19 protein-coding genes and 1 tRNA gene are annotated in these 21,374 nt (G+C 73.9%); 16 read left to right on the top strand and 4 right to left on the bottom strand.

What is annotated here, in order from left to right:
* Positions 1–22: 22 nt before the first annotated feature.
* Together EQG70_RS11435 and EQG70_RS11430 are read right to left on the bottom strand one after the other, a co-directional pair.
* Positions 23–736 (bottom strand): response regulator, encoded by a 714-nt coding sequence (locus EQG70_RS11435; protein WP_017834265.1) that lies wholly within the window; start codon positions 734–736, stop codon positions 23–25.
* A complete protein-coding gene (locus EQG70_RS11430; protein ID WP_109268737.1) occupies positions 733–2,364 on the bottom strand; it encodes a sensor histidine kinase in 1,632 nt (543 codons plus the stop codon). Before EQG70_RS11430 ends, EQG70_RS11435 begins: the two co-directional genes overlap by 4 nt.
* 170 nt (positions 2,365–2,534) lie before the next feature.
* Here EQG70_RS11430 and EQG70_RS11425 point away from each other — a divergent pair, with 170 nt between their 5' ends.
* From EQG70_RS11425 to EQG70_RS11385, 9 genes are all read left to right on the top strand, one after another.
* The gene (locus EQG70_RS11425) at positions 2,535–3,974 is read left to right on the top strand and encodes a C4-dicarboxylate transporter DctA (RefSeq protein ID WP_017834263.1); all 1,440 of its coding nucleotides are present in this window, start codon (positions 2,535–2,537) and stop codon (positions 3,972–3,974) included.
* Positions 3,975–4,222: 248 nt separating this feature from the next.
* Positions 4,223–5,116 carry a ParA family protein gene (locus EQG70_RS11420; RefSeq protein ID WP_017833723.1) on the top strand — a complete coding sequence of 298 codons (894 nt, stop codon included), beginning with the start codon at positions 4,223–4,225 and terminating at the stop codon, positions 5,114–5,116.
* Complete coding sequence (locus EQG70_RS11415) at positions 5,116–6,000, top strand: segregation and condensation protein A (RefSeq protein WP_109268738.1); 885 nt, start codon at positions 5,116–5,118, stop codon at positions 5,998–6,000. Before EQG70_RS11420 ends, EQG70_RS11415 begins: the two co-directional genes overlap by 1 nt.
* The gene (gene scpB, locus EQG70_RS11410; RefSeq protein ID WP_109268739.1) at positions 5,997–6,611 is read left to right on the top strand and encodes an SMC-Scp complex subunit ScpB; all 615 of its coding nucleotides are present in this window, start codon (positions 5,997–5,999) and stop codon (positions 6,609–6,611) included. Before EQG70_RS11415 ends, scpB begins: the two co-directional genes overlap by 4 nt.
* Positions 6,612–6,620: 9 nt before the next feature.
* Complete coding sequence (locus EQG70_RS11405) at positions 6,621–7,712, top strand: pseudouridine synthase (RefSeq protein WP_109268740.1); 1,092 nt, start codon at positions 6,621–6,623, stop codon at positions 7,710–7,712.
* A 9-nt stretch (positions 7,713–7,721) separates the two neighbouring features.
* Positions 7,722–8,846, top strand: coding sequence for a prephenate dehydrogenase (locus EQG70_RS11400; protein WP_109268741.1), 1,125 nt, complete (start codon positions 7,722–7,724; stop codon positions 8,844–8,846).
* Complete coding sequence (gene cmk / locus EQG70_RS11395) at positions 8,843–9,580, top strand: (d)CMP kinase (RefSeq protein ID WP_419095466.1); 738 nt, start codon at positions 8,843–8,845, stop codon at positions 9,578–9,580. Before EQG70_RS11400 ends, cmk begins: the two co-directional genes overlap by 4 nt.
* Positions 9,581–9,653: 73 nt before the next feature.
* On the top strand, positions 9,654–11,213 hold the full coding sequence (gene der / locus EQG70_RS11390) for a ribosome biogenesis GTPase Der (protein ID WP_017833717.1): 1,560 nt from the start codon (positions 9,654–9,656) through the stop codon (positions 11,211–11,213).
* Positions 11,214–11,292: 79 nt separating this feature from the next.
* Positions 11,293–11,366, top strand: a tRNA-Pro gene (locus EQG70_RS11385).
* 84 nt (positions 11,367–11,450) lie between these two features.
* Here the strand turns inward: EQG70_RS11385 and EQG70_RS11380 are convergent.
* Entirely contained in the window at positions 11,451–12,371 is a 921-nt protein-coding gene (locus EQG70_RS11380; protein ID WP_109268742.1) for a PfkB family carbohydrate kinase, read from the bottom strand.
* Positions 12,372–12,560: 189 nt separating this feature from the next.
* Here EQG70_RS11380 and EQG70_RS11375 point away from each other — a divergent pair, with 189 nt between their 5' ends.
* From EQG70_RS11375 to EQG70_RS11350, 6 genes are all read left to right on the top strand, one after another.
* Complete coding sequence (locus EQG70_RS11375; RefSeq protein WP_109268743.1) at positions 12,561–13,559, top strand: adenosine deaminase; 999 nt, start codon at positions 12,561–12,563, stop codon at positions 13,557–13,559.
* A gap of 94 nt (positions 13,560–13,653) precedes the next feature.
* Positions 13,654–14,040: a glycine cleavage system protein GcvH gene (gcvH, locus tag EQG70_RS11370; protein ID WP_017833714.1), complete on the top strand. Its 387-nt coding sequence runs from the start codon at positions 13,654–13,656 to the stop codon at positions 14,038–14,040.
* 189 nt (positions 14,041–14,229) lie between these two features.
* Complete coding sequence (locus tag EQG70_RS11365) at positions 14,230–14,685, top strand: FHA domain-containing protein (protein ID WP_017833713.1); 456 nt, start codon at positions 14,230–14,232, stop codon at positions 14,683–14,685.
* Between the two features lie 9 nt (positions 14,686–14,694).
* Positions 14,695–15,441 carry a transcriptional regulator FtsR gene (ftsR, locus tag EQG70_RS11360; protein WP_232035314.1) on the top strand — a complete coding sequence of 249 codons (747 nt, stop codon included), beginning with the start codon at positions 14,695–14,697 and terminating at the stop codon, positions 15,439–15,441.
* A 1-nt stretch (position 15,442) separates the two neighbouring features.
* Entirely contained in the window at positions 15,443–15,967 is a 525-nt protein-coding gene (locus EQG70_RS11355) for a bifunctional nuclease family protein (protein WP_017833711.1), read from the top strand.
* Between the two features lie 174 nt (positions 15,968–16,141).
* On the top strand, positions 16,142–16,726 hold the full coding sequence (locus EQG70_RS11350) for a MerR family transcriptional regulator (RefSeq protein ID WP_017833710.1): 585 nt from the start codon (positions 16,142–16,144) through the stop codon (positions 16,724–16,726).
* A 10-nt stretch (positions 16,727–16,736) separates the two neighbouring features.
* Here EQG70_RS11350 and EQG70_RS11345 read toward each other — a convergent pair whose 3' ends face one another.
* On the bottom strand, positions 16,737–17,525 hold the full coding sequence (locus EQG70_RS11345) for a ParA family protein (protein ID WP_017833709.1): 789 nt from the start codon (positions 17,523–17,525) through the stop codon (positions 16,737–16,739).
* Positions 17,526–17,872: 347 nt separating this feature from the next.
* Here EQG70_RS11345 and EQG70_RS11340 point away from each other — a divergent pair, with 347 nt between their 5' ends.
* Complete coding sequence (locus EQG70_RS11340) at positions 17,873–21,325, top strand: pyruvate carboxylase (protein ID WP_109268744.1); 3,453 nt, start codon at positions 17,873–17,875, stop codon at positions 21,323–21,325.
* Positions 21,326–21,374 lie beyond the last annotated feature (49 nt).

Genomic DNA, 21,374 nt, shown 5'->3' with positions numbered 1-21,374 from the left:
CGCTCCGGCGCACGGCACGGGGTCAGCGGCCGGGGGAGACGTCCTGCCCGGCCCAGCCGTACTCGAGCTCGGGCCGCCCGGGGGTGCCGTGGCGCGGGCGGCGCTGCACGAGGCCCCGGGCCGTCAGGTGCTCGAGGTAGCGCCGCGCCGTGACCCGGGACAGCGTGCTGCGCTCGGCGACCTCACCGGCCGAGAGCCACTCCCCGCCCCGGATCAGCGCGGTGACGGACTCGAGGGTCTGCGGGGACAGGCCCTTGGGCGCGTCCGGGCGGGTGGGCGCGCCCAGGGCCGCGAACGCGCGGTCCACCTCCGCCTGGCCCACCGTCCCGGCCGCGCCCAGGGCGGAGCGGTAGCGCCGGTAGGCGTCGAGCTTCTCCTCGAACACGGCGTAGGTGAAGGGCTTGATGAGGTAGCCGACCACGCCCAGGGTGCTCGCGGCCCGGACGGTCGCCACGTCCCGGTGCGCCGTGATCACCAGCAGGTCCACCGTCTCGCCGCGGGCGCGCAGGGTCCGTGCCACGTCGAGACCGGACATGTCCGGCAGGTTCACGTCCAGCAGCACCAGGTCCACGGGTCGCCCCGCCCGCCGGGCGGCCTGCACGGCCTGCACGGCCGTCCGCCCGGACACGGCGGTGGCGGCCGCCTCGAAGCCCGGTGAGCGCTCGACGTACTGGGCGTGGGCGGCGGCGGTGAGCGGCTCGTCGTCGACGACCAGGACGCGGACCGGCGCGCTCACGGGGCCCGCCCCGCCGCGGCGTCGCGGGCCACCGGGACGGTCACCGTGAACACGGCCCCGCCGTCGTTGCGGTGCTCGATCCGCGCGCCCCACCGCTCGACGACCTCCCGCACCAGGTGCAGGCCCACGCCGCGGCCCTCCGGGCCGGCCGGCTTCGTGGTGACGCCGAGCTCGAACACCTCCCGGGAGAGGTCGTCGGGGACCCCCATCCCGGTGTCGGCGACGGTGATCACGACCGCGTCCCGGGCGGGGTCCGCGGCGTCGGGCGCCCGGGCGATCTCGACCTCGACGACCGGGCGGACCCGGTCGGCGTTGGCCGCGGCGGCCTCGACGGCGTTGTCGACGAGGTTGCCGACGAGGGTCACGAGGTCGGCGGGGGAGACGGGGATCCGGGGCGCGTCCGGGTCGACGACGACCTCCAGCTCCACGCCGCGCTCGTGGGCCGCGGCGGTCTTGCCGACCAGCAGGGCCGCGAGGAACGGGTCGTCGAGGTGGGCGAGGAGGTCGTCGGACAGCACCCGGGTGCGCACCATGTCCGCCGAGGCGAAGCCGAGGGCCTCCTCGTCCCGGCCGAGCTCCAGCAGGGAGACGACCGTGTGCATGCGGTTGGCGTGCTCGTGGGTCTGGGCCCGCAGCGCCCCGGCCAGCGTCGCGGTGGCGCGCAGCTGTCCCGAGAGCCGCGAGATCTCGGTGTGGTCCCGCAGGATCACGATCGTGCCGCGCCCCGCGAGCGCTCCGCGGGCCGGGAGGGCCGAGACGATGAGGGTGCGCTCCCCGACCACGAACCACTGCTCCTGCACGGGCGCGCCGGCGCGCAGGAGGACCGCCAGCGCGTCCGGCAGGTCCAGGTCCGCGACGGGGAGGGGTTCGTGCCGGGCCGGTCCCGGGGCCGCCGGCGCCCGGACCCCGAGCAGCTCCCGCGCCCGGGCGTTGAGCACCTGCACCGCGCCGGTCGTGTCCACGAGCAGGAGGCCCTCCGTGGCCTCGTTGAGCACGGCGTCGTGCAGCGCGTGCACCTGGGCGAGCTCCTCCGGCCCCCAGCCGTGGGTGACCCGGCCCAGGTACCGGGAGCCGAGGGCCGCGACCGTCGCCGACGCGGCCAGCAGCAGCAGCCCGACGAGGAGCACCGCCGGCAGCTGGGCGAGCGCCTGCTGCGAGACGGCCTCGAGGAGGACACCGGTGGCCACGAGCGCCACGACCGCGCCGTCCCCGTCCCGGACCGGGGTGATCGTGCGCACGGAGGGGCCGAGGTTGCCGCGCTCCGTGCTGGTCCAGGTCTGCCCGGCGAGCGCGTGCGAGCGGTCCCCGCGGTAGGCCTCGCCGACCGAGGAGGGCAGGGGGTGCGTCCAGCGGGTGCCGTCCGGGGCCATGATCGTGACGAAGTCGAGGTCCGTGTCCGCGAGCAGCCGGTCCGTGAGCGGCTGCAGCACGGCGTGCGGGTCCGGCCCGCCCACCGCCTCGAGCACGTACGGGTCGTCCGCGAGGGCCGTGGCGAGGACCCGGGTCACCGCCTCGGCGCGCTCCACGACCGCGCCGCGCTCGTGGGCGAACAGGACCAGGGAGACGGCGAGGGTCACCAGCGCGACGACGGCGAGCTGCATCAGGAAGAAGCGCCGGGCCAGGGACATGTCCGCTCCTTGATCTCCCGGTCGTCCCTCCCTCTGTTGTGGTGGGCGTCACGACCATTATGACCACAACACGACAGGGCGCCGGGCCGCGGTGAGACTCGTCACATCGGCCCGATCCCGGGTCCCGCGCTCCACCCCACCGCGCTACCCACCCGAACCGGAGGACAAGCATGGCCACCGTCGCCACGGACCCCGTCGACCCGCAGCCGCCCGCCCAGAAGCAGAAGAAGGACAGGACGCACTACCTGTACGTCTTCGTGATCGTCGCCGTCGTCGCCGGCGCCGTCCTGGGCCTCCTGGCCCCCGAATTCGCCCAGACGCTCAAGCCGGTCGGCACCGCGTTCATCGCCCTGATCAAGATGATGATCGCCCCCATCATCTTCTGCACGATCGTCCTGGGCGTCGGCTCCATCGCCAAGGCGGCGACCGTCGGCAAGGTCGGCGGCCTGGCCCTGGCCTACTTCATGGCGATGTCCACCATGGCACTGGGCATCGGCCTGGTGGTGGGCAACCTCATCCACCCGGGCGAGGGCCTGAACATCCAGGGCTCGGAGTACGAGGTCACGGACGCGGGCCACGGCGACGGGGAGGGCGGGACCATCGGGTTCCTGCTCGGCATCATCCCCACGTCCCTGCTGTCCTCCCTGACCGAGGGCAACATCCTGCAGACCCTGTTCGTGGCGCTCATCGTGGGCTTCGCGCTGCAGCAGATGGGCCCGGCCGGCAAGCCCGTGCTCAAGGCCGTCGGCTACGTCCAGGCCCTGGTCTTCCGGATCCTGATCATGGTCATGTGGGTCGCCCCCATCGGGGCGTTCGGCGCGATCGCCGGTGTGGTCGGCGAGACCGGCGTCCAGGCCATCGTCTCGATGGCCACCTTGATGATCGCCTTTTACCTCACCTGCGTCCTGTTCATCGTGGTGGTCCTGGGCGGGCTCCTGAAGGCGGTCACGGGGATCAACATCTTCCGGCTCATGAAGTACCTGGGCCGCGAGTACCTGCTGATCTTCTCGACCTCCTCCTCCGAGGCGGCCCTGCCCCGGCTCATCGCCAAGATGGAGCACGTGGGCGTCTCCAAGCCCGTGGTCGGCGTCACGGTCCCGACCGGCTACTCCTTCAACCTGGACGGCACCGCCATCTACCTGACCATGGCCGCCCTCTTCGTCGCCTCCGCGATGGGCAGCCCGCTGGCCATCGGCGAGCAGATCTCCCTCCTGGTGTTCATGATCATCGCCTCGAAGGGCGCCGCCGGGGTCACCGGCGCCGGCCTGGCCACCCTGGCGGGCGGCCTGCAGTCCCACCGCCCCGACCTGGTCGACGGGGTCGGCATCATCGTCGGCATCGACCGCTTCATGTCCGAGGCCCGCGCCCTGACCAACTTCACCGGCAACGCCGTGGCCACCCTGCTGATCGGCAAGTGGACCCGCGAGATCGACCTCGTCCAGGTGGAGCGCGTGCTCTCCGGCCAGGACCGGTTCGACGAGTCCACCATGGCCGCCCACTCGCACGGCACCGCCGAGGACCGGCCCGCCGCCGAGACCGCTCCCGGGGCCCGGGTGGAGGACTCCGTCGCGGAGAAGCTCGAGGCCGCGGCCGGCGCCGGAGCGCGCTGACCCGTCCCCGCACCGGGACCCGTGTCCGGCCCGCGCCCGCCGCGCCCCCGAGGGGGCGCGGCGGGCGCGGGCCGTCGTCGTCCGCCGGCTCCACCGTGCCCGGGAATTCGGGGCCGCCCGGCGGCGGCGGTACCCTGGTAGCTGATCGAGTCCAGGAAAACCCCAGGTCGGCCCGTCCGGCCCGGGCCACCCCGTGCCCGGGGCCGGTCCGCCCGAGCGCGACCACGAACGAAAGAGCGGTGCCACGAGTGAGCCAGCAGAGCGACGAGAGGAACCCCGGCACGGGCGAGGCCGGGACGGGAACCGTCGGCCTGACCGGCCGTCCCGCACGCGACTTCCCCGAGCCGCCCGAGCTCTCCACCCACGGGCCCGCCCGGATCATCGCGATGGTCAACCAGAAGGGCGGGGTCGGGAAGACCACCTCGACCATCAACCTCGGCGCGGCGCTCGCCGAGCTGGGGCGCAAGGTCCTGCTCGTCGACTTCGATCCGCAGGGCGCCCTCTCCGCCGGCCTCGGCGCCAACCCGCACGAGCTGGAGCTGACGGTCTACAACGTCATGATGGACCGCTCCGTGGACGTCTGGGACGTGGTCCAGGAGACCGACGTCGAGGGCGTCGACCTGCTCCCCGCGAACATCGACCTCTCCGCGGCGGAGGTGCAGCTCGTCACCGAGGTGGCCCGCGAGCAGGTGCTGGCCAGTGCCCTGCGCAAGCTCGAGGAGCACTACGACGTCATCATCATCGACTGCCAGCCCTCGCTGGGGCTGCTGACGGTCAACGCGCTGACCGCCGCGCACGGGGTGGTCATCCCGCTCATCGCGGAGTTCTTCGCCCTGCGCGCCGTGGCGCTGCTCGTGGACTCCATCGAGAAGGTCCAGGACCGGCTCAACCCCCGCCTGCAGATCGACGGGGTGCTCGCCACGATGTTCGACTCCCGGACCCTGCACTCCCGCGAGGTCATGGCCCGGATCGTGGACGCCTTCGGCGACAAGGTCTTCGACACCGTCATCAAGCGCACCGTGAAGTTCCCGGACGCCACGGTGGCCGCCGAGCCCATCCTCTCCTTCGCCACGGCCCACCAGGGCGCCGAGTCCTACCGTCAGCTGGCGCGGGAGCTCATCTCGCGCGGCGGCGCACCCTGATGCACCCCGAGGAGCCGCCGGTCCCCGAGGGTCCCGGCGGCTTCGCGGTGCAGCTGGAGGACTTCGCGGGGCCCTTCGAGGTGCTGCTCTCCCTGATCGCCAAGCACGAGCTGGACATCACCCGGATCGCGCTGGCCACCGTCACGGACGAGTTCCTCCAGTACGTGCGCGCCCTGCACGAGATCGGCTCGCCCCGCGCCCTCGACGAGGCCAGCGAGTTCCTCGTGGTCGCCGCGACGCTCCTGGACCTCAAGGCCGCCCGGCTGCTGCCGCGCGGGGAGGTCGAGGACGAGGAGGACGTGGCCCTGCTGGAGGCGCGGGACCTGCTCTTCGCCCGGCTGCTGCAGTACAAGGCGTTCAAGGAGGTGGCCGTGCTGCTCGACGAGCGGATGCGGGCCGAGTCCACCCGCCTGCCCCGGTCGGTGCCGCTGGACCCGGAGGTGGCGGCCGTGCTGCCCGAGCTCGACTGGCGGACCACGCCGGAGCAGTTCGCCGCGATCGCCCGCTCCGTCTTCGTGCCCCGCCCCGGGGCGCCCGCGGAGGTCGGGGTGGACCACCTGCACGGGGCCGCCGTGACGGTCCGGGACGAGGCGGAGATCCTCGCCGGGCTGCTCGAGGACGGAGCCCCGCGCTCCTTCCGGGTGCTCGTCGCGGACGCCGGGTCCACCCTCGCGGTGGTCGTGCGGTTCCTGGCGCTGCTCGAGATGTACCGGGACGCGGTGCTCGAGCTCGCCCAGGAGCAGCCGCTGGGGGAGCTGACGGTCCGCTGGACCGGGGCGGGCACCGGGTGGACCGCCGACCGGCTGTCCGAGGACGCCGGAGGCCCGGCGGCCGTCGTCGCGGCCCCGGACGGGGTCCCGGCCGTCTCGGGGGCCCCGGCGTGAGCCCCGCGGCCGAGGACGGACCGGACCTCGAGGCGCTGCCCGGCGGGGTGCGGGCCGCCGTCGAGGCGATCCTGATGGTGGCCGACGAGCCCGTCAGCGAGTACGAGATCGCCGCCGCCCTCGTGGTCCCGGTCGCCTCCGTGCAGCGGGTCCTCGACCGGCTCCGCGCGGAGTACGACGGCGTCGCCGCCGATCCGGGGTATGATGGGACGTTGGCGCCGCGCGGGTTCGAGCTGCGCAGCACCGGTGCCGGCTGGCGGATCCACTCGCGCAGCGAGTTCGCCCCCGTCGTCTCCGCGTTCGTCGCGGAGGGACAGACCGCCCGGCTGTCGCAGGCGGCCCTGGAGACCCTGGCCGTCGTGGCCTACCGCCAGCCCGTGAGCCGGGGACGCATCTCCGCGATCCGCGGGGTCAACGTCGACGGCGTCGTCCGCACGCTCGTGCAGCGAGGCCTGATCCGCGAGCTCGAGCGGGACGGCGAGTCCGGCGCCGTGCTCTACGGCACCACCACGTTCTTCCTGGAGAAGATGGGCATCGGCTCGCTCGACGAGCTCCCCGACATCGCCCCTCATCTGCCGGGCATCGACCAGATCGACCACTACGAGGACTGAGACACCACCATGGCCACTTCACGTTCATCATCCGGCCGCCCCGGGCCCGGCGGCCGCCGCGCCCCCGGCTCCCAGGGCGGCCAGAAGCCCCGCACCGGCCAGGGCGGCACGTCGTTCCAGGGCGGGAAGGGCGTTCCCGGCCGCGGCCCCGCCAAGGGTGGCGCAGCCAAGAGTGGCGCAGCCAAGGGGGGCGCCGGCAAGGGTGGCGCAGCCAAGGGCGGGTCCTCGACGGGCACCGGTCAGGACCGCGGGCCCCGCCCGTTCGCGTCCTCCGAGAAGAGCGCCCGGCGGATGCCCGCCACCCCGTACCGCCCGCCGCACCGCAAGCGCCGGCCCAAGAACCCGCCCGTGGACCGGCTCGACCAGCACGACCCGGACGGGGTGCGCCTGCAGAAGCTCATGGCCCAGGCCGGCGTGGCCTCGCGGCGCGTGTGCGAGGAGATGATCGAGGCCGGCCGCGTGCAGGTCAACGGGGAGACCATCACCGAGCTCGGCATCCGCGTGGACCCGGACACCGTCGAGATCCACGTCGACGGCGTCCGCGTGCAGCTCGACGAGAACCTCGTCTACTACGCCTTCAACAAGCCCGAGGGGGTGCTCTCCACCATGGAGGACCCCGAGGGCCGGCCGTGCGTGGCCGACTACCTCAACCAGCAGAAGAACGAGCGCGTCTTCCACGTGGGCCGCCTCGACGTCGAGACCGAGGGCCTCCTGCTGCTGACCAACGACGGCGAGCTGACCAACCGGCTCACCCACCCCTCCTACGAGGTCCCCAAGACCTACCTCGTGCAGGTCCGCGGGCCCATGGAGAAGGGCGTCGGCGCGGCCATGAAGGCCGGCGTCGAGCTCGAGGACGGCATCGCCTCCGTCGACTCCTTCCGGCTCGTGGACTCCACCCCCGGCCACCTGCTCGTCGAGGTCGTCCTGCACTCCGGGCGCAACCGCATCGTGCGCCGGCTCTTCGACGCCGTGGGCCACCCCGTCGAGAAGCTCGTGCGCACCGAGGTCGGCCCCATCCGGATCGGGGACCAGCGCCAGGGCACCATCCGCCGCCTGTCGAAGACCGAGGTCGGGCACCTCCTCGCCTCGGTGGGCATGTAGGGAGCGCCCGTGACGCAGACCCCCACCGCACCGCCGACCCCCGCGGCGACCGCCGGGCCCGTGCTCGTGGTCGGCGCCGGCCTGCTCGGCGCCAGCATCGGCCTGGGCCTGCGCCACCTCGGCGTGGACGTCTGGCTGCAGGACTCCTCGCCCACCGCCGAGGCCGTGGCCCAGGACATCGGCGCCGGCCGCTCCTGCCGCGCGGCGGGGCAGGACCGGGTGCCGGAGCCGGCCCTCGTCGTCGTCGCCACCCCGCCCGACGTCACCGCCGAGACCGTGGTCGAGGCGCTGGGACGCCACCCGGAGGCGGTCGTCCTCGACATCGCCTCCGTGAAGGAGTCCGTGCTGGAGGACGTGCGCGCCCGGGGCGGGGACCTCACCCGCTACGTGGGCACCCACCCCATGGCCGGGCGGGAGAAGTCCGGCCCCGTGGCCGCCCGCGGCGAGCTGTTCACGTCCATGCCCTGGGTCGTGTGCGACTCGGGCCGCTCCGCGCCCGCGGCGCTGGCCGCGGCGAAGAACCTGGCCGTGGACCTCGGGGCGACGGTCACGTTCATGGACGCCCGCGAGCACGACGCGACCGTGGCGCTGATCTCCCACCTGCCGCAGGTGATGTCCTCCCTGCTGGCCTCCCGGCTGCAGGACACCCCGCTGCACCACCTGTCCCTCGCGGGCCAGGGGCTGCGGGACACTACCCGCATCGCCGCCTCCGACCCGGGCCTGTGGGTGCAGATCCTCTCCGCGAACGCCGCTCCCGTGGTGGCGTCCCTGCACGGGGTGCGCGAGGACCTCGACCGGCTCATCGCCACGCTCGAGGCCCCGCGCGCCCCGGGCGCCCGGCTGGACATCGCCCAGCTGATGTCGGAGGGCAACGCCGGCCGGGCCCGGATCCCGGGCAAGCACGGCGGCGCGCCCCGCGCGTTCGCGGCCCTCACCGTGCTCGTCGGGGACGTCCCCGGGCAGATCGCCCGGCTGCTCACCGAGATCGGGGAGATCGGCGTCAACCTCGAGGACCTGCGCCTCGAGCACTCCCCGGGCCAGCCCGTGGGCCTCGTGGAGGTCTCCGTGCTGCCCAACCGCCGCAAGGAACTCGTCGAGGCGCTCCAGGAGCGCGGATGGAAGGTCGTGCAGTGAACACCGGAACGAACACCGCCCGCAGCGCAGCACCCGGCACCGGGACGCCGGCCGCCGCCGGCCGGCAGCTGGTCGTCGCCATCGACGGGCCCTCCGGCTCCGGCAAGTCCAGCGTGTCCAAGGAGGTCGCCCGCCGCTTCGGCCTCGCCTACCTGGACACGGGCGCGATGTACCGCGCGCTGACGTGGTGGTGCCTCGACCGCGGGGTGGACCTCTCCGACGGCGGCGCCGTGGTCGAGGCCGCCCGCTCCTTCCCGCTCGCCCAGGGCACCGACCCCGACCGGGAGCGGGTGTTCGTGGGCGGGACCGACGTGGGCGTCGAGATCCGCGGCGCCCGGGTGACCGAGGCGGTCAGCGCCGTGGCCACCAACCAGGCCGCGCGGGCGGTGCTGGTGGCCCGCCAGCAGGAGCTCATCGCGGACAGCGGCCGGCGGATCGTGGCCGAGGGCCGGGACACCACCACCGTGGTGGCCCCGGACGCCGACGCCCGGATCCTGCTCACCGCCGACGAACGGGCCCGGATGGCCCGGCGCGGCCTGCAGAACGGCGGCGTCGAGGACGCCGAGCAGCTGCGGGCCCGGGTCGTGGGCCGGGACGCCAAGGACGCGACGGTCGTGAACTTCACCGAGGCCGCCGACGGCGTCGTGACGATCGACTCCTCCGAGCTCACCGTGGAGCAGACGGTCCAGGCCGTCATCGACGTGGTCGTCCGGGCCGCGGGCCGCTCCACCTGAACCGTTCCGCACCGCCTCCCCCGACATTTTTCCGCACCCCGACCGGCCGCACCCGGCCCAGCGAAGGACAGCCATGACCGGCAACCCCGAGAACTCCGCGCACGACACCGCCCACGACCCCTACGAGGCCGAGATCCTCGGCGGCACCACGGACGACGTCGCCCAGCGGCTCGCGGCCATCGACGACGACGAGGCCGAGCAGCGCGCGCAGGCGCTGCGGGCCGGGCTCGAGGACTACGAGCTCGACGAGGAGGACGCCGCGCTGCTCGCCGAGTGGGCGGAGGACGGGGACCAGGCCCCCGTGCGCCGGCCCGCCCCGGTGCTCGCCATCGTGGGCCGCCCCAACGTCGGCAAGTCGACCCTCGTCAACCGCATCCTCGGCCGGCGCGAGGCCGTCGTGGAGGACACCCCGGGCGTGACCCGGGACCGCGTCTCCTACCGGGCCACCTGGAACGGGCGCAACTTCACCCTCGTGGACACCGGCGGGTGGGAGTACGACGCCAAGGGCATCAACGCCCGCGTCGCCGAGCAGGCCGAGATGGCCGTGGAGTTCGCCGACGCCGTGCTGCTCGTGCTCGACGCCACCGTGGGCGTCACCGCCGCGGACGAGGCCATCGTGAAGATGCTGCGCAAGGTCCGGAAGCCGGTGATCCTGGTCGCCAACAAGGTGGACTCCCCGCAGCTCGAGGTCGAGGCCACCTACCTGTGGTCCCTCGGCATGGGGGAGCCGCACCCGGTGTCCGCCCTGCACGGGCGCGGCGCCGCCGACGTCCTCGACGCGGTCACGGACCTGCTGCCGGAGTTCTCCGCCGTGGCCGAGACCGAGCTGACCGGCGGGCCCCGCCGCGTGGCGCTCATCGGACGCCCGAACGTGGGCAAGTCCTCGCTGCTCAACAAGCTGGCCGGCTCCGAGCGCGTCGTCGTGGATCCCCTGGCCGGGACCACCCGCGACCCCGTGGACGAGCTCATCGAGCTGGGCGGCAAGCCCTGGCGCTTCATCGACACCGCGGGCATCCGCCGCCGCGTGCACATGGCCCAGGGCGCGGACTTCTACGCGTCCCTGCGCACCCAGGCCGCCCTCGAGCGCGCCGAGGTGGCCGTGGTGCTGCTGGCCGCGGACGAGGTGCTCTCCGAGCAGGACGTCCGCATCCTGCAGCTGGCCGTGGACTCCGGGCGCGCCCTCGTGCTCGCCTTCAACAAGTGGGACCTCATGGACGAGGACCGCCGCTACTACCTGGAGCGGGAGATCGACCGCGACCTCGCGCACGTGGCCTGGGCGCCGCGGGTGAACGTCTCGGCGAAGACCGGCTGGCACAAGGACCGGCTGGTCCCCGCCCTGGAGACCGCCCTGGCCTCGTGGGACACCCGCGTCCCCACCGGGCGGCTCAACGCGTTCCTCGGCGAGATCGTGGCCGCCCACCCGCACCCCGTGCGCGGCGGCAAGCAGCCGCGCATCCTCTTCGGCACCCAGGCCTCCTCCCGGCCGCCGCGCTTCGTGCTGTTCACCACCGGTTTCCTCGACCCCGGGTACCGGCGGTTCATCACCCGCCGCCTCCGCGAGACCTTCGGTTTCGAGGGCACCCCCATCGAGGTGTCCATGCGCGTGCGGGAGAAGCGGAACCGGAAGCGCTGAGGCGCCCGCCGAGATGAATTCCGCCGGAGCTTGCTGTAATGTGATGCGAGTGCTCGGGGCGGGAACGTACTGAGCACTTCGGGCTGTGGCGCAGCTTGGTAGCGCACTTGACTGGGGGTCAAGGGGTCGCAGGTTCAAATCCTGTCAGCCCGACGATTCGAGGCCGGTGGACCGCGGGAACGCGGACCACCGGCCTTCTCTCGTTCCCGGGGACGGCGCCTCCGGCACCCGTGCTGCCTACCGGCGGGCCCGGGAAGCCGACTCCCGCAGCCGGTCCAGGTCGAGGTCCGGCCGGCCGCCGGCGCTGCCGACCACCTCGGCCGCCGCCGCCGCGGCCCACCAGGCGGCGGACTCGGGGCTCTCCCCGCGCAGCAGCGCGACGGTGAGCGCGGCCACGAACGAGTCGCCCGCCCCGGTGGGGTCCACGGGATCCTCGCCCAGGTGGGGCAGGAGCACGTGCCCGCCCGGCCAGGCGACCACGTCGCCCTCGCCGGTGGCCAGGGCGACGACGCGCGGGCCCTCCGCGAGCAGCGACTCCGCGGCCCGCACCGTCCCCGGCACGTCCTGCGGCGCCCAGCCCACCAGTGCCTCCGTCTCGGCGGTGTCCGCGCGCACCACGTCCGCGGTGCCCAGCACCCGCCGGCGCACCGCCCCGTCCGCCGGGGCGCCGTCGGCCACCACGATCGCGCCCCCCGCCGCGGCCGCCTCGAGGGCCTCCGTCACGGCCGCCCCCGGCTGCTGCAGCTGCACCAGCACGGCGTCCGCCGAGCGCAACAGGTCCCGGCTCGCGCGCACGTCCCCGGCGTCCAGCAGCATCCCGGAGTCCACGTCCTCCAGCAGGCGGCGGACCCCGCGCGGCCCCACGAGGTCGACGAGCAGCGCGGTCGGGGCGCCGGCGCGGCGCACCACGGCGCCGACGTCGATCCCGTCGGCCGCGGCCTGGGCGAGCACCTCCGTGCCGGCGGAGTCGGTGCCCACGACCCCCACCAGGGCGACCTCGGCGCCGAGCTGGCGGCACGCCACGGCCTGGTTCGCGCCCTTGCCGCCGAGCAGCTCCTGCCGCTCGAGCACGTCGGCGGAACCGCCCTCCGCCGGCAGCTCCGCCACGGTCAGCACGAGATCCCGTCCCACCTGTCCGACCACCACGACACCGGACATCCGGCACTCCTTCCTCCGAGCGGCTCCGCTCGCGAGCCTAGAGCACTCCGGCCGCGGAGCCGACGGCGGTCGGGCGGTGCGGGGCGACCCGGCAGCGGGGGCGGAGCCCCGCCGCCGACCGCGGCGCATACACTGCACGGGACGTCGAGTGCTCCGGTCCCCGGGGCCGACCGCGAAGGAGCGCCGGAGTTGAACGACCTGCACACCCTGCCCAAGGCGGAGCTGCACCTGCACATCGAGGGCACCCTCGAGCCCGAGCTCGCGTTCGCGCTCGCCGCCAAGAACGGGGTGGAGATGCCCTACGGCTCCGTCGAGGAGCTGCGGCGGCAGTACGACTTCGAGGACCTGTCCTCGTTCCTCGCGCTCTACTACGCCACGATGGCGGTGCTGCGCGACGCCTCCGACTTCGAGGCGCTGACCCGGGCCTACCTCGAGCGCGCGGCGGCGCAGGGCCTGCGGCACGTCGACGTCTTCTTCGACCCGCAGGCGCACACCGCCCGGGGCGTGCCGCTCGGGACGGTGGTCGACGGCATCCGCGCCGCCCTCGACGCCGCCCGGGCCGAGCACGGCCTGACCAGCACGCTGCTGCTGTGCTTCCTGCGGGACCGGCCCGCCGCGGAGGCCGTCGAGCTCTTCGACTCCCTCGGGGACCAGCTGCCGCGCATCGACGGGATCGGCCTCGACTCGGCCGAGGTCGGCCATCCCCCGGCGCTCTTCGAGGAGGTCTACGCGCGGGCGCGGGCGGCCGGACTGCACGTCGTCGCCCACGCGGGGGAGGAGGCGGGTCCCGAGTACGTCCGGGAGGCCCTCGACGTGCTGCGCGTGGAGCGGGTGGACCACGGCATCCAGTGCCTGAGCGACCCGGAGCTCGTGGACCGCCTCGTCGCGGAGCGGGTCCCGCTCACCGTGTGCCCGCTGTCCAACGTGCGGCTGCGCGTGGTCGACACGCTCGCCGACCACCCGATCCTGGACATGCTCGAGCGCGGACTGCTGGTCACGGTCAACTCCGACGACCCGGCCTACTTCGGCGGCTACGTGGGAGACGTCTTCCAGGACCTGCGCGACGCGCTGGGACTGACCGACGAGCAGGCCGTCGCACTGGCCCGCAACTCGGTGGACGCGTCCTTCGCGGGGACGGAGCGCAAGCGGGCGATCCACGCCGAGATCACCGCGTGGGAGGGCCGCTGAGCGGCCGACACCCGCGAGGTCCCGCGCCCTCGGGCCACGGGGACGTCTGTGCCATAATCGAGCCGACCGCACCCGCCGGACCAGGAGCCACCCCATGAGCAACATCCCCGCCGACCTGTCCTACACGGCCGAGCACGAGTGGATCGCGGGCCCCGACGCCGACGGCGCGGTGCGCATCGGGATCACCGACCACGCGCAGGGCGAGCTGGGCGACGTCGTGTTCGTCCAGCTGCCCGAGGTGGGGGAGAGCGTCGAGGCGGGCGCCGCCGTGGGCGAGATCGAGTCCACCAAGTCCGTGAGCGACATCTTCGCCCCCGTCTCCGGCGAGGTCACCGCGGTCAACGAGGCGCTCGAGGCCGAGCCCGGGACCGTGAACTCCGCCCCCTACGCGGAGGGCTGGCTGTTCGCGGTCCGCCCCTCCGGCGAGGACTACCGCTCCGGGCTGCTCGACGCCGAGGGGTACGCCGCCCAGCTCGACTGACCCGCGCAGGACCCGACCACGCGCGAGCCGGGACGTGTCCCGGCCGCCCCTCCGTGTCTCCACCACCCGGTACACTGACAAGCAACCGGGTGGCTCCGGCCGGTCGCCCGGGGACCGCCGGGACAGGAGGTCGCGGGGCAGGGGTCCCACAGGACCCGTCCACCAACACGTCACCAGTCGAGGGAAGAGATGTCCAGAACCCAGAACGGCTCGAACGCACCCCAGGGGGAGCCGGAGACCACGTCGATCCAGATCGTGGCCGAGGTCCTCTCGCACGCGGCTTCGCACAAGCTCTCCCCCGAGGAGAGCTCGGCGGTCTCCGCGCTCCCGCCGCGCAGCGCCCTGCTCGTGGCCCACGACAGCGGCGGCTCCGGGTCACGCTTCCTGCTGGACCGGGACGAGGTCCCCGCCGGCCGCCACCCGTCCTCCGAGATCTTCCTGGACGACGTCACCGTCTCGCGCCGGCACGCGCGGTTCGTCCGGCGCGGCGACTCCTTCGAGATCATCGACTCCGGATCCCTGAACGGCACCTACGTCAACGGCGACCGCGTGGACAGCGCGCAGCTGGACAACGGCGACGAGGTCCAGATCGGGAAGTTCCGGTTCACGTTCTACCGTTCGCTGCGCTCGCAGTCGGACCAGTAGAAGGGAGCCATGACCGACCCCGCGGAGACCGATCCCCACCGGGACGACGTCCAGCACGAGGCCCGGGTGGGCATCAGCGCCGTGCTCAAGGAGCTCGGCGAGGACCACCCCGGCATCACCGCCTCGAAGCTGCGCTTCCTGGAGGACAAGGGCCTGGTCCACCCGGCGCGCACCGCGTCCGGCTACCGCAAGTTCTCGCGCGCGGACGTGGACCGGCTGCGCCGGATCCTGGAGCTCCAGCGCGACCGCTACCTCCCGCTGAAGGTGATCCGGGAGCGGCTGGACGCCGACGAGGACGCCCGCGCCGACGACGCCCGGCGCACCGCGGAGCCCGCCGATCCGGTCACCGCCCCCCTGCCGGTCGTCAGCGCGCCGCGCACCTACAACCTGCGGGAGCTCGCCGCCCGCACGGGCGCCGGCATCCCGCTCGTCCGGGAGCTCGTGAGCTACGGGCTGATCCGGGAGCAGAACGGGGCCTTCGACGACCACGCCCTCGCCATCACCCGGGCGGCCCTCGCGCTGACGGCCCACGGTCTGGAACCGCGCCACCTGCGCCCCTTCAAGGCCGCCGCGGACCGGGAGCTGGGCCTCGTGGAGCGCGCCGTCGCGCCCCTCACCTCCCGCCGGGACGCCGCCTCGAGGGCCCGCGCGGTCGAGCGCGCCCAGGAGATCTCGGGCCTGTGCCTCACCATCCACACCTCGCTCGTGCGCTCGGAGATCGACGCGCTCCAGGAGCGCGCCGCGGTGGAGGGCTGACGTGGCCGTGCACCAGGTCCTGATGGAGATCGCGGGCGTCCGCATGGACGTGCCGTCGGCGCAGCCCGTCGTCGTCCTCCGCGAGGTCGAGGGCGGACGGCACCTGCCGATCTGGATCGGCACGAACGAGGCGACGTCCATCGTCTTCGCCGTGCAGGGGATCGAGCCGCCCCGGCCCCTGACGCACGACCTCGTGCTGTCGGTGGCCACCGCGTTCGGGCGCACGCTCACCCGGGTGCGGATCCACACGGTGGAGGAGGGGGTCTTCCACGCCGCGCTCGAGTTCTCGGACGGCACGGTCGTCGACTCCCGCGCCTCGGACGCGATCGCCCTGGCCGCCCGCACCGACTGCCCCATCCTGTGCACCGAGACCGTCCTCGACGAGGCCGGTCTCGTGATGAGCGGGGACGGGGAGCTGCGGGAGCCGTCCCCCCGCGCGGGGGAGGGGGAGCCGCAGCTGCCCCCGGAGACGCAGGTCGAGCAGTTCCGCGACTTCCTCGACAACGTCGACCCCGAGGACTTCTGAGCCGTCCCCGTCCGCCCGACACGGGGTCCGGGCCCCTGATGTCTTTGACCCCGTCCCCGGGGAGGTCTACCGTCATAAGGTGTACTCGAGGTGTTCCCGGGGGGATCCGGACGTCTCTGTGAGACCATCCACTCCCGGCGCCGCGAGCACCGGGTCCACGAGCGAGGAGGCGGCGTGAGCGAACGCGAGCAGCCCGGCGGCCCTCCGGCGCACGGCACCCAGGGCGTCCTCTTCGACGACTCCGTGATCCGGGACGAGTCCGTCGGCTACCGCGGCCCCACCGCCTGCAAGGCCGCGGGCATCACCTACCGGCAGCTCGACTACTGGGCGCGGACCGGTCTCGTGGAGCCCACCGTGCGCGGCGCCTCCGGGTCCGGCACGCAGCGGCTCTACAGCTTCCGCGACATCCTCGTCCTGAAGATCGTCAAGCGGCTCCTGGACACCGGCGTCTCCCTGCAGCAGATCCGCACCGCCGTGGGGGCGCTGCGCGCCCAGGGCGTGGAGGACCTGGCCCGGCTCACCATGATGAGCGACGGCGCCAGCGTCTACGCGTGCACGTCCCCCCACGAGGTCATCGACCTGGTGCAGGGCGGACAGGGCGTCTTCGGGATCGCCGTGGGCCGGGTGTGGCGCGAGGTCGAGGGGACCCTCGCGGCGCTCCCCGGGGAGCACACCGGAGCGGACCGCGCCCCCGCCCAGGAGCCGTTGCCCGGGGACGAGCTCTCCGAGCGCCGGGCCCGCCGGCAGAGCGCGGGCTGAGCCGGGCGGCTCAGGACGAGCCGTCGAGCAGACCCTGCAGGATCGCCGTGTACCGCCCGGAGATGTCCTGGGCCTCCGCTCCCGGCCAGCGGTGGATCGGCCAGGCCGCGCCCTGCGCCTGCTGCCAGACGGGCAGGTCCGGGATCACCGGGCTGACCAGCAGGGGGCCGAACAGCTCCTGCAGCTCGTCCAGGCGGTGCCGGTGCTCCACCGACGAGTGCTGGACCTTGTTGACCACCACCCCGGCAGCCGGCACGGCCCACGTGCGGCTCTGCTCGAACTGGGCGATCGCCGTCATCGTGCGCTTGGTGCCCGCCACCGAGAACAGCGAGGGCTCCGCCACCGAGAGCACCTTGTCGCTGGCGGCCCACGCCGTGCGGGTCAGCGCGCTCAGGGTGGGCGGGCAGTCGACCAGCACCAGGTCGTACCCCTGGGCGCCGGAGAGCGCGCGCTCCAGCCGGCCGAGGTCCTTCTCCCGGTACTCGGAGCGGTCGAGGTGGGACGAGCGGGCCGAGCCCGGGGCGACGTCGAGGGCCCTGCTGTCCAGGCCGGCCCGCACCGCCCAGGCCGAGGCCACGACCACGCGCTCGAGCGCTCCCCGGCGCGGCCTGCGCAGCACCTCTCCGATGTCGTGACCGCGCTCCGGGTGCACGCCCAGTCCGGTCGTGGCGTCGGCGTGCGGGTCGAGGTCCACCACCAGCGTGGGCACTCCCGCCTGCAGGGCCGCCGAGGCGATCCCCAGGGTCACGGAGGACTTGCCGACACCGCCCTTGAGGCTGCTGACGCTGACGATCTGCACGGAGGGAACACCCTTCGCTCGCGGGGAAACGGGAGGAGCGGCTCCTCGGGTCCGGGATCGGGGGCCGCGGCGAGGAGACGGCTGCGCCCATCGTAGCCGGGCGGGCGCGCTCCGCCCCGCTCCGGCGCGGAGCCGCCCGCGGTCGCCCCGCCCCCGCGCCGCCGCCGTGTACGCTGACCACGACGTCGCTCTGTGACAGCAGTCACAGTGTGCCCCGGGGTGGCGTGGTTCACTGGTCAGGACCGCCCGCGGACGGCCATGCTGACCGTGTGCGCGACGTTGTCCGACCTTCGACGAATCAGTGCCCGGGTGTCCGCCGAACGGCCCCGGGTGCGGAACGGGTGTTGATGTTCTCCAAGATCCTGGTGGCCAATCGCGGCGAGATCGCGATCCGTGCTTTCCGTGCCGCCTACGAGCTGGGCGCCAAGACGGTGGCGGTGTTCCCGTACGAGGACCGCAACTCGATCCACCGGCAGAAGGCCGACGAGGCGTACCGGATCGGGGAGGAGGGCCACCCCGTGCGGGCCTATCTCGACGTCGAGGAGATCGTCCGGGTGGCCAAGGAGTCCGGGGCGGACGCGATCTACCCGGGCTACGGGTTCCTCTCGGAGAACCCGGACCTGGCCCGTGCCGCCGCGCGCGAGGGCATCACCTTCGTCGGCCCGCGGGCCGAGATCCTGGAGCTGGCCGGCAACAAGGTCGCGGCGCTGAAGGCGGCGAAGCGGGCGGGGATCCCGACGCTGGCCTCCACGGAGCCCTCGGCGGACCCCGAGGAGCTGCTGGCGCAGGCGGAGGGCATCGGGTTCCCCATCTTCGTGAAGGCCGTGGCCGGCGGCGGGGGCCGCGGCATGCGCCGGGTGGAGACCCCCGAGGCGCTGCCCGAGGCGCTGGCCGCCGCGATGCGCGAGGCCGACACCGCCTTCGGCGACCCCACCGTGTTCCTGGAGCAGGCCGTGCTCCGGCCCCGCCACATCGAGGTGCAGATCCTCGCCGACAACGAGGGCGGGATGGTGCACCTGTTCGAGCGCGACTGCTCCCTGCAGCGCCGGCACCAGAAGGTCGTGGAGATCGCCCCGGCGCCGAACCTCGACGAGGGGATCCGCCAGGCCCTGCACCGGGACGCGGTGAAGTTCGCGAAGGAGCTCGGCTACGTCAACGCCGGCACCGTGGAGTTCCTGGTGGACACGGCCGGGGAGCGGGCGGGTCAGCACGTGTTCATCGAGATGAACCCGCGCATCCAGGTGGAGCACACGGTGACCGAGGAGATCACCGACGTCGACCTCGTCCAGTCGCAGCTGCGCATCGCCTCCGGGGAGACCCTGGCGGACCTGGGCATCGCCCAGGACGAGCTGGCCGTGCGCGGGGCCGCTCTGCAGTGCCGGATCACCACCGAGGACCCGGCCAACGGGTTCCGCCCCGACGTCGGGAAGATCTCCGCCTACCGCTCGGCCGGCGGCGCGGGGGTGCGCCTGGACGGCGGCACGGTCTACGCCGGGGCGGAGATCTCCCCGCACTTCGACTCGATGCTGGTGAAGCTCACCTGCCGGGGCCGGGACTACGCCACCGCCGTGCACCGGTCCCAGCGTGCCCTGGCCGAGTTCCGGATCCGCGGGGTGTCCACCAACATCCAGTTCCTGCAGGCCGTGCTGGCCGACCCGGAGTTCCTCGCCGGCAACGTGGCCACCGACTTCATCGAGCGCCGCCCCGAGCTGCTCGAGGCCCGCACCTCCGGGGACCGGGCCACCAAGGCGCTGACCTGGCTGGCCGAGGTCACGGTGAACCAGCCCAACGGGGAGCGGGTGGAGGGCATCGACCCGCGCACCAAGCTGCCCCACTACCCGGGCGACAAGCAGGACGAGCCGTTCCGCTCTCCCTTCGACGGACCCTCCGAGCACACCCCGCCGCCGGGGTGGCGGCAGCGGCTCGTCGAGCTCGGCCCCGAGGGGTTCGCCCGGGCCCTGCGGGAGCAGCAGGCGGTGGCGGTGACCTCGACGACGTTCCGGGACGCCCACCAGTCGCTGCTGGCCACCCGGGTGCGCACCCGGGACCTGCTGGCCGCGGCCCCGGCCTACGCCCACACGCTGCCGCAGCTGCTGTCCGTGGAGGCCTGGGGCGGGGCGACCTACGACGTCGCGCTGCGCTTCCTCGGCGAGGACCCGTGGGAGCGGCTGCGGCTGCTGCGGGAGGCGATGCCGAACATCCCGATCCAGATGCTGCTGCGCGGGCGCAACACCGTGGGCTACACCCCGTACCCGACCGAGGTGACGGACGCGTTCGTGGCCGAGGCCGCGGCCACCGGGGTGGACATCTTCCGGATCTTCGACGCCCTCAACGACGTGGAGCAGATGGCCCCGGCCATCGAGGCCGTGCGCAGGACGGGCACCGCGGTCGCCGAGGTCGCCCTGTGCTACACCGGGGACCTGCTCGACCCGGCCGAGGACCTCTACACCCTGGACTACTACCTCGAGCTCGCCCAGCAGTGCGTCGACGCCGGGGCCCACGTGCTGGCGATCAAGGACATGGCGGGGCTCCTGCGCCCCGCGGCGGCGGCGAAGCTGGTGACCGCCCTGCGGGAGCGCTTCGACCTGCCCGTGCACCTGCACACCCACGACACCGCCGGCGGGCAGCTCGCCACGCTGATGGCCGCGATCGACGCGGGCGTGGACGCGGTGGACGTGGCCGAGGCCTCGATGGCCGGCACGACCTCCCAGGTGCCCGCCTCGGCGCTGATCGCCGCCCTGGCCCACACGGACCGGGACACCGGCATCCCCCTGGAGGCCGCGACCGCCCTGGAGCCCTACTGGGAGGTCATCCGCCGGATGTACGCCCCGTTCGAGTCCGGGCTCACCGCCCCGACCGGGCGCGTGTACCGGCACGAGATCCCCGGCGGGCAGCTGTCGAACCTGCGCCAGCAGGCCATCGCGCTGGGACTGGGGGAGCGGTTCGAGGCGATCGAGGACATGTACACCGCCGCCAACGCCATGCTCGGCAGACTGGTCAAGGTCACCCCCTCGTCCAAGGTCGTGGGCGACCTCGCCCTGCAGCTGGTGGGCATGGGCGTGGACCCGGCCGAGTTCGAGGCGAACCCGCAGAAGTTCGACATCCCCGACTCGGTGATCAGCTTCCTCGCCGGGGAGCTCGGCACGCCTCCCGGCGGGTGGCCCGAACCGTTCCGCTCCAAGGCCCTGGAGGGCCGCAACGTGCGTGTCGGGATCACGGAGCTGGCCCCGGAGGACTCCCAGGCCCTGGCCGGGGACTCGGCCACCCGCCGTGCCACGCTGAACCGGCTGCTGTTCGCCGGTCCGACGCGGGACTACGAGACCAGCCGGGCGAAGTACGGCGAGCTGGCGCTGCTGCACACCCGGGACTTCCTCTACGGGCTGACCTCCGACCGGGAGCACGTGATCTCCCTGGGCAAGGGGGTGCGGCTGCTGGTGACCCTGCAGGCCATCTCGGAGCCGGACGACAAGGGCATGCGCACCGTGATGCTCACCCTCAACGGCCAGCCCCGGATGATCGAGGTCCGCGACACCTCGATCACCTCCTCGGTGCCCGAGACCGAGAAGGCCGACCCCACGGACCGCGGCCACGTGGCCGCCCCGTTCGCCGGGGCGGTGACCGTGACGGTGGCCGAGGGCGACACCGTGGAGGCGGGCGGCCAGGTGGCCACCATCGAGGCCATGAAGATGGAGGCCTCCATCACCGCCCCCACGGGCGGCACGGTCGCCCGGGTGGCCCTCAAGGGCGTCACCCAGGTCTCCGGCGGCGACCTCCTGCTGGCGCTCGACACCGCCGGCTGACCCGGCACGCCCGCGCCGGCACCGCGGCCCCCGGGAGGGCCGCGGTGCC

It is taken from the genome of Kocuria rosea (assembly GCF_006094695.1).
GTDB lineage: Bacteria > Actinomycetota > Actinomycetes > Actinomycetales > Micrococcaceae > Kocuria > Kocuria rosea.
This window is presented reverse-complemented; position numbering and strand designations above follow the sequence as displayed.

Excerpts from the sequence above, each read along its gene's own strand:
- EQG70_RS11430 (WP_109268737.1), bottom strand. The coding sequence starts at position 2,364 with ATGTCCCTGGCCCGGCGCTTCTTCCTGATGCAGCTCGCCGTCGTCGCG.
- EQG70_RS11425 (WP_017834263.1), top strand. The coding sequence starts at position 2,535 with ATGGCCACCGTCGCCACGGACCCCGTCGACCCGCAGCCGCCCGCCCAG.
- EQG70_RS11415 (WP_109268738.1), top strand. The coding sequence starts at position 5,116 with ATGCACCCCGAGGAGCCGCCGGTCCCCGAGGGTCCCGGCGGCTTCGCG.
- EQG70_RS11405 (WP_109268740.1), top strand. The coding sequence starts at position 6,621 with ATGGCCACTTCACGTTCATCATCCGGCCGCCCCGGGCCCGGCGGCCGC.
- der (WP_017833717.1), top strand. The coding sequence starts at position 9,654 with ATGACCGGCAACCCCGAGAACTCCGCGCACGACACCGCCCACGACCCC.
- EQG70_RS11380 (WP_109268742.1), bottom strand. The coding sequence starts at position 12,371 with ATGTCCGGTGTCGTGGTGGTCGGACAGGTGGGACGGGATCTCGTGCTG.
- gcvH (WP_017833714.1), top strand. The coding sequence starts at position 13,654 with ATGAGCAACATCCCCGCCGACCTGTCCTACACGGCCGAGCACGAGTGG.
- EQG70_RS11365 (WP_017833713.1), top strand. The coding sequence starts at position 14,230 with ATGTCCAGAACCCAGAACGGCTCGAACGCACCCCAGGGGGAGCCGGAG.
- ftsR (WP_232035314.1), top strand. The coding sequence starts at position 14,695 with ATGACCGACCCCGCGGAGACCGATCCCCACCGGGACGACGTCCAGCAC.
- EQG70_RS11340 (WP_109268744.1), top strand. The coding sequence starts at position 17,873 with ATGTTCTCCAAGATCCTGGTGGCCAATCGCGGCGAGATCGCGATCCGT.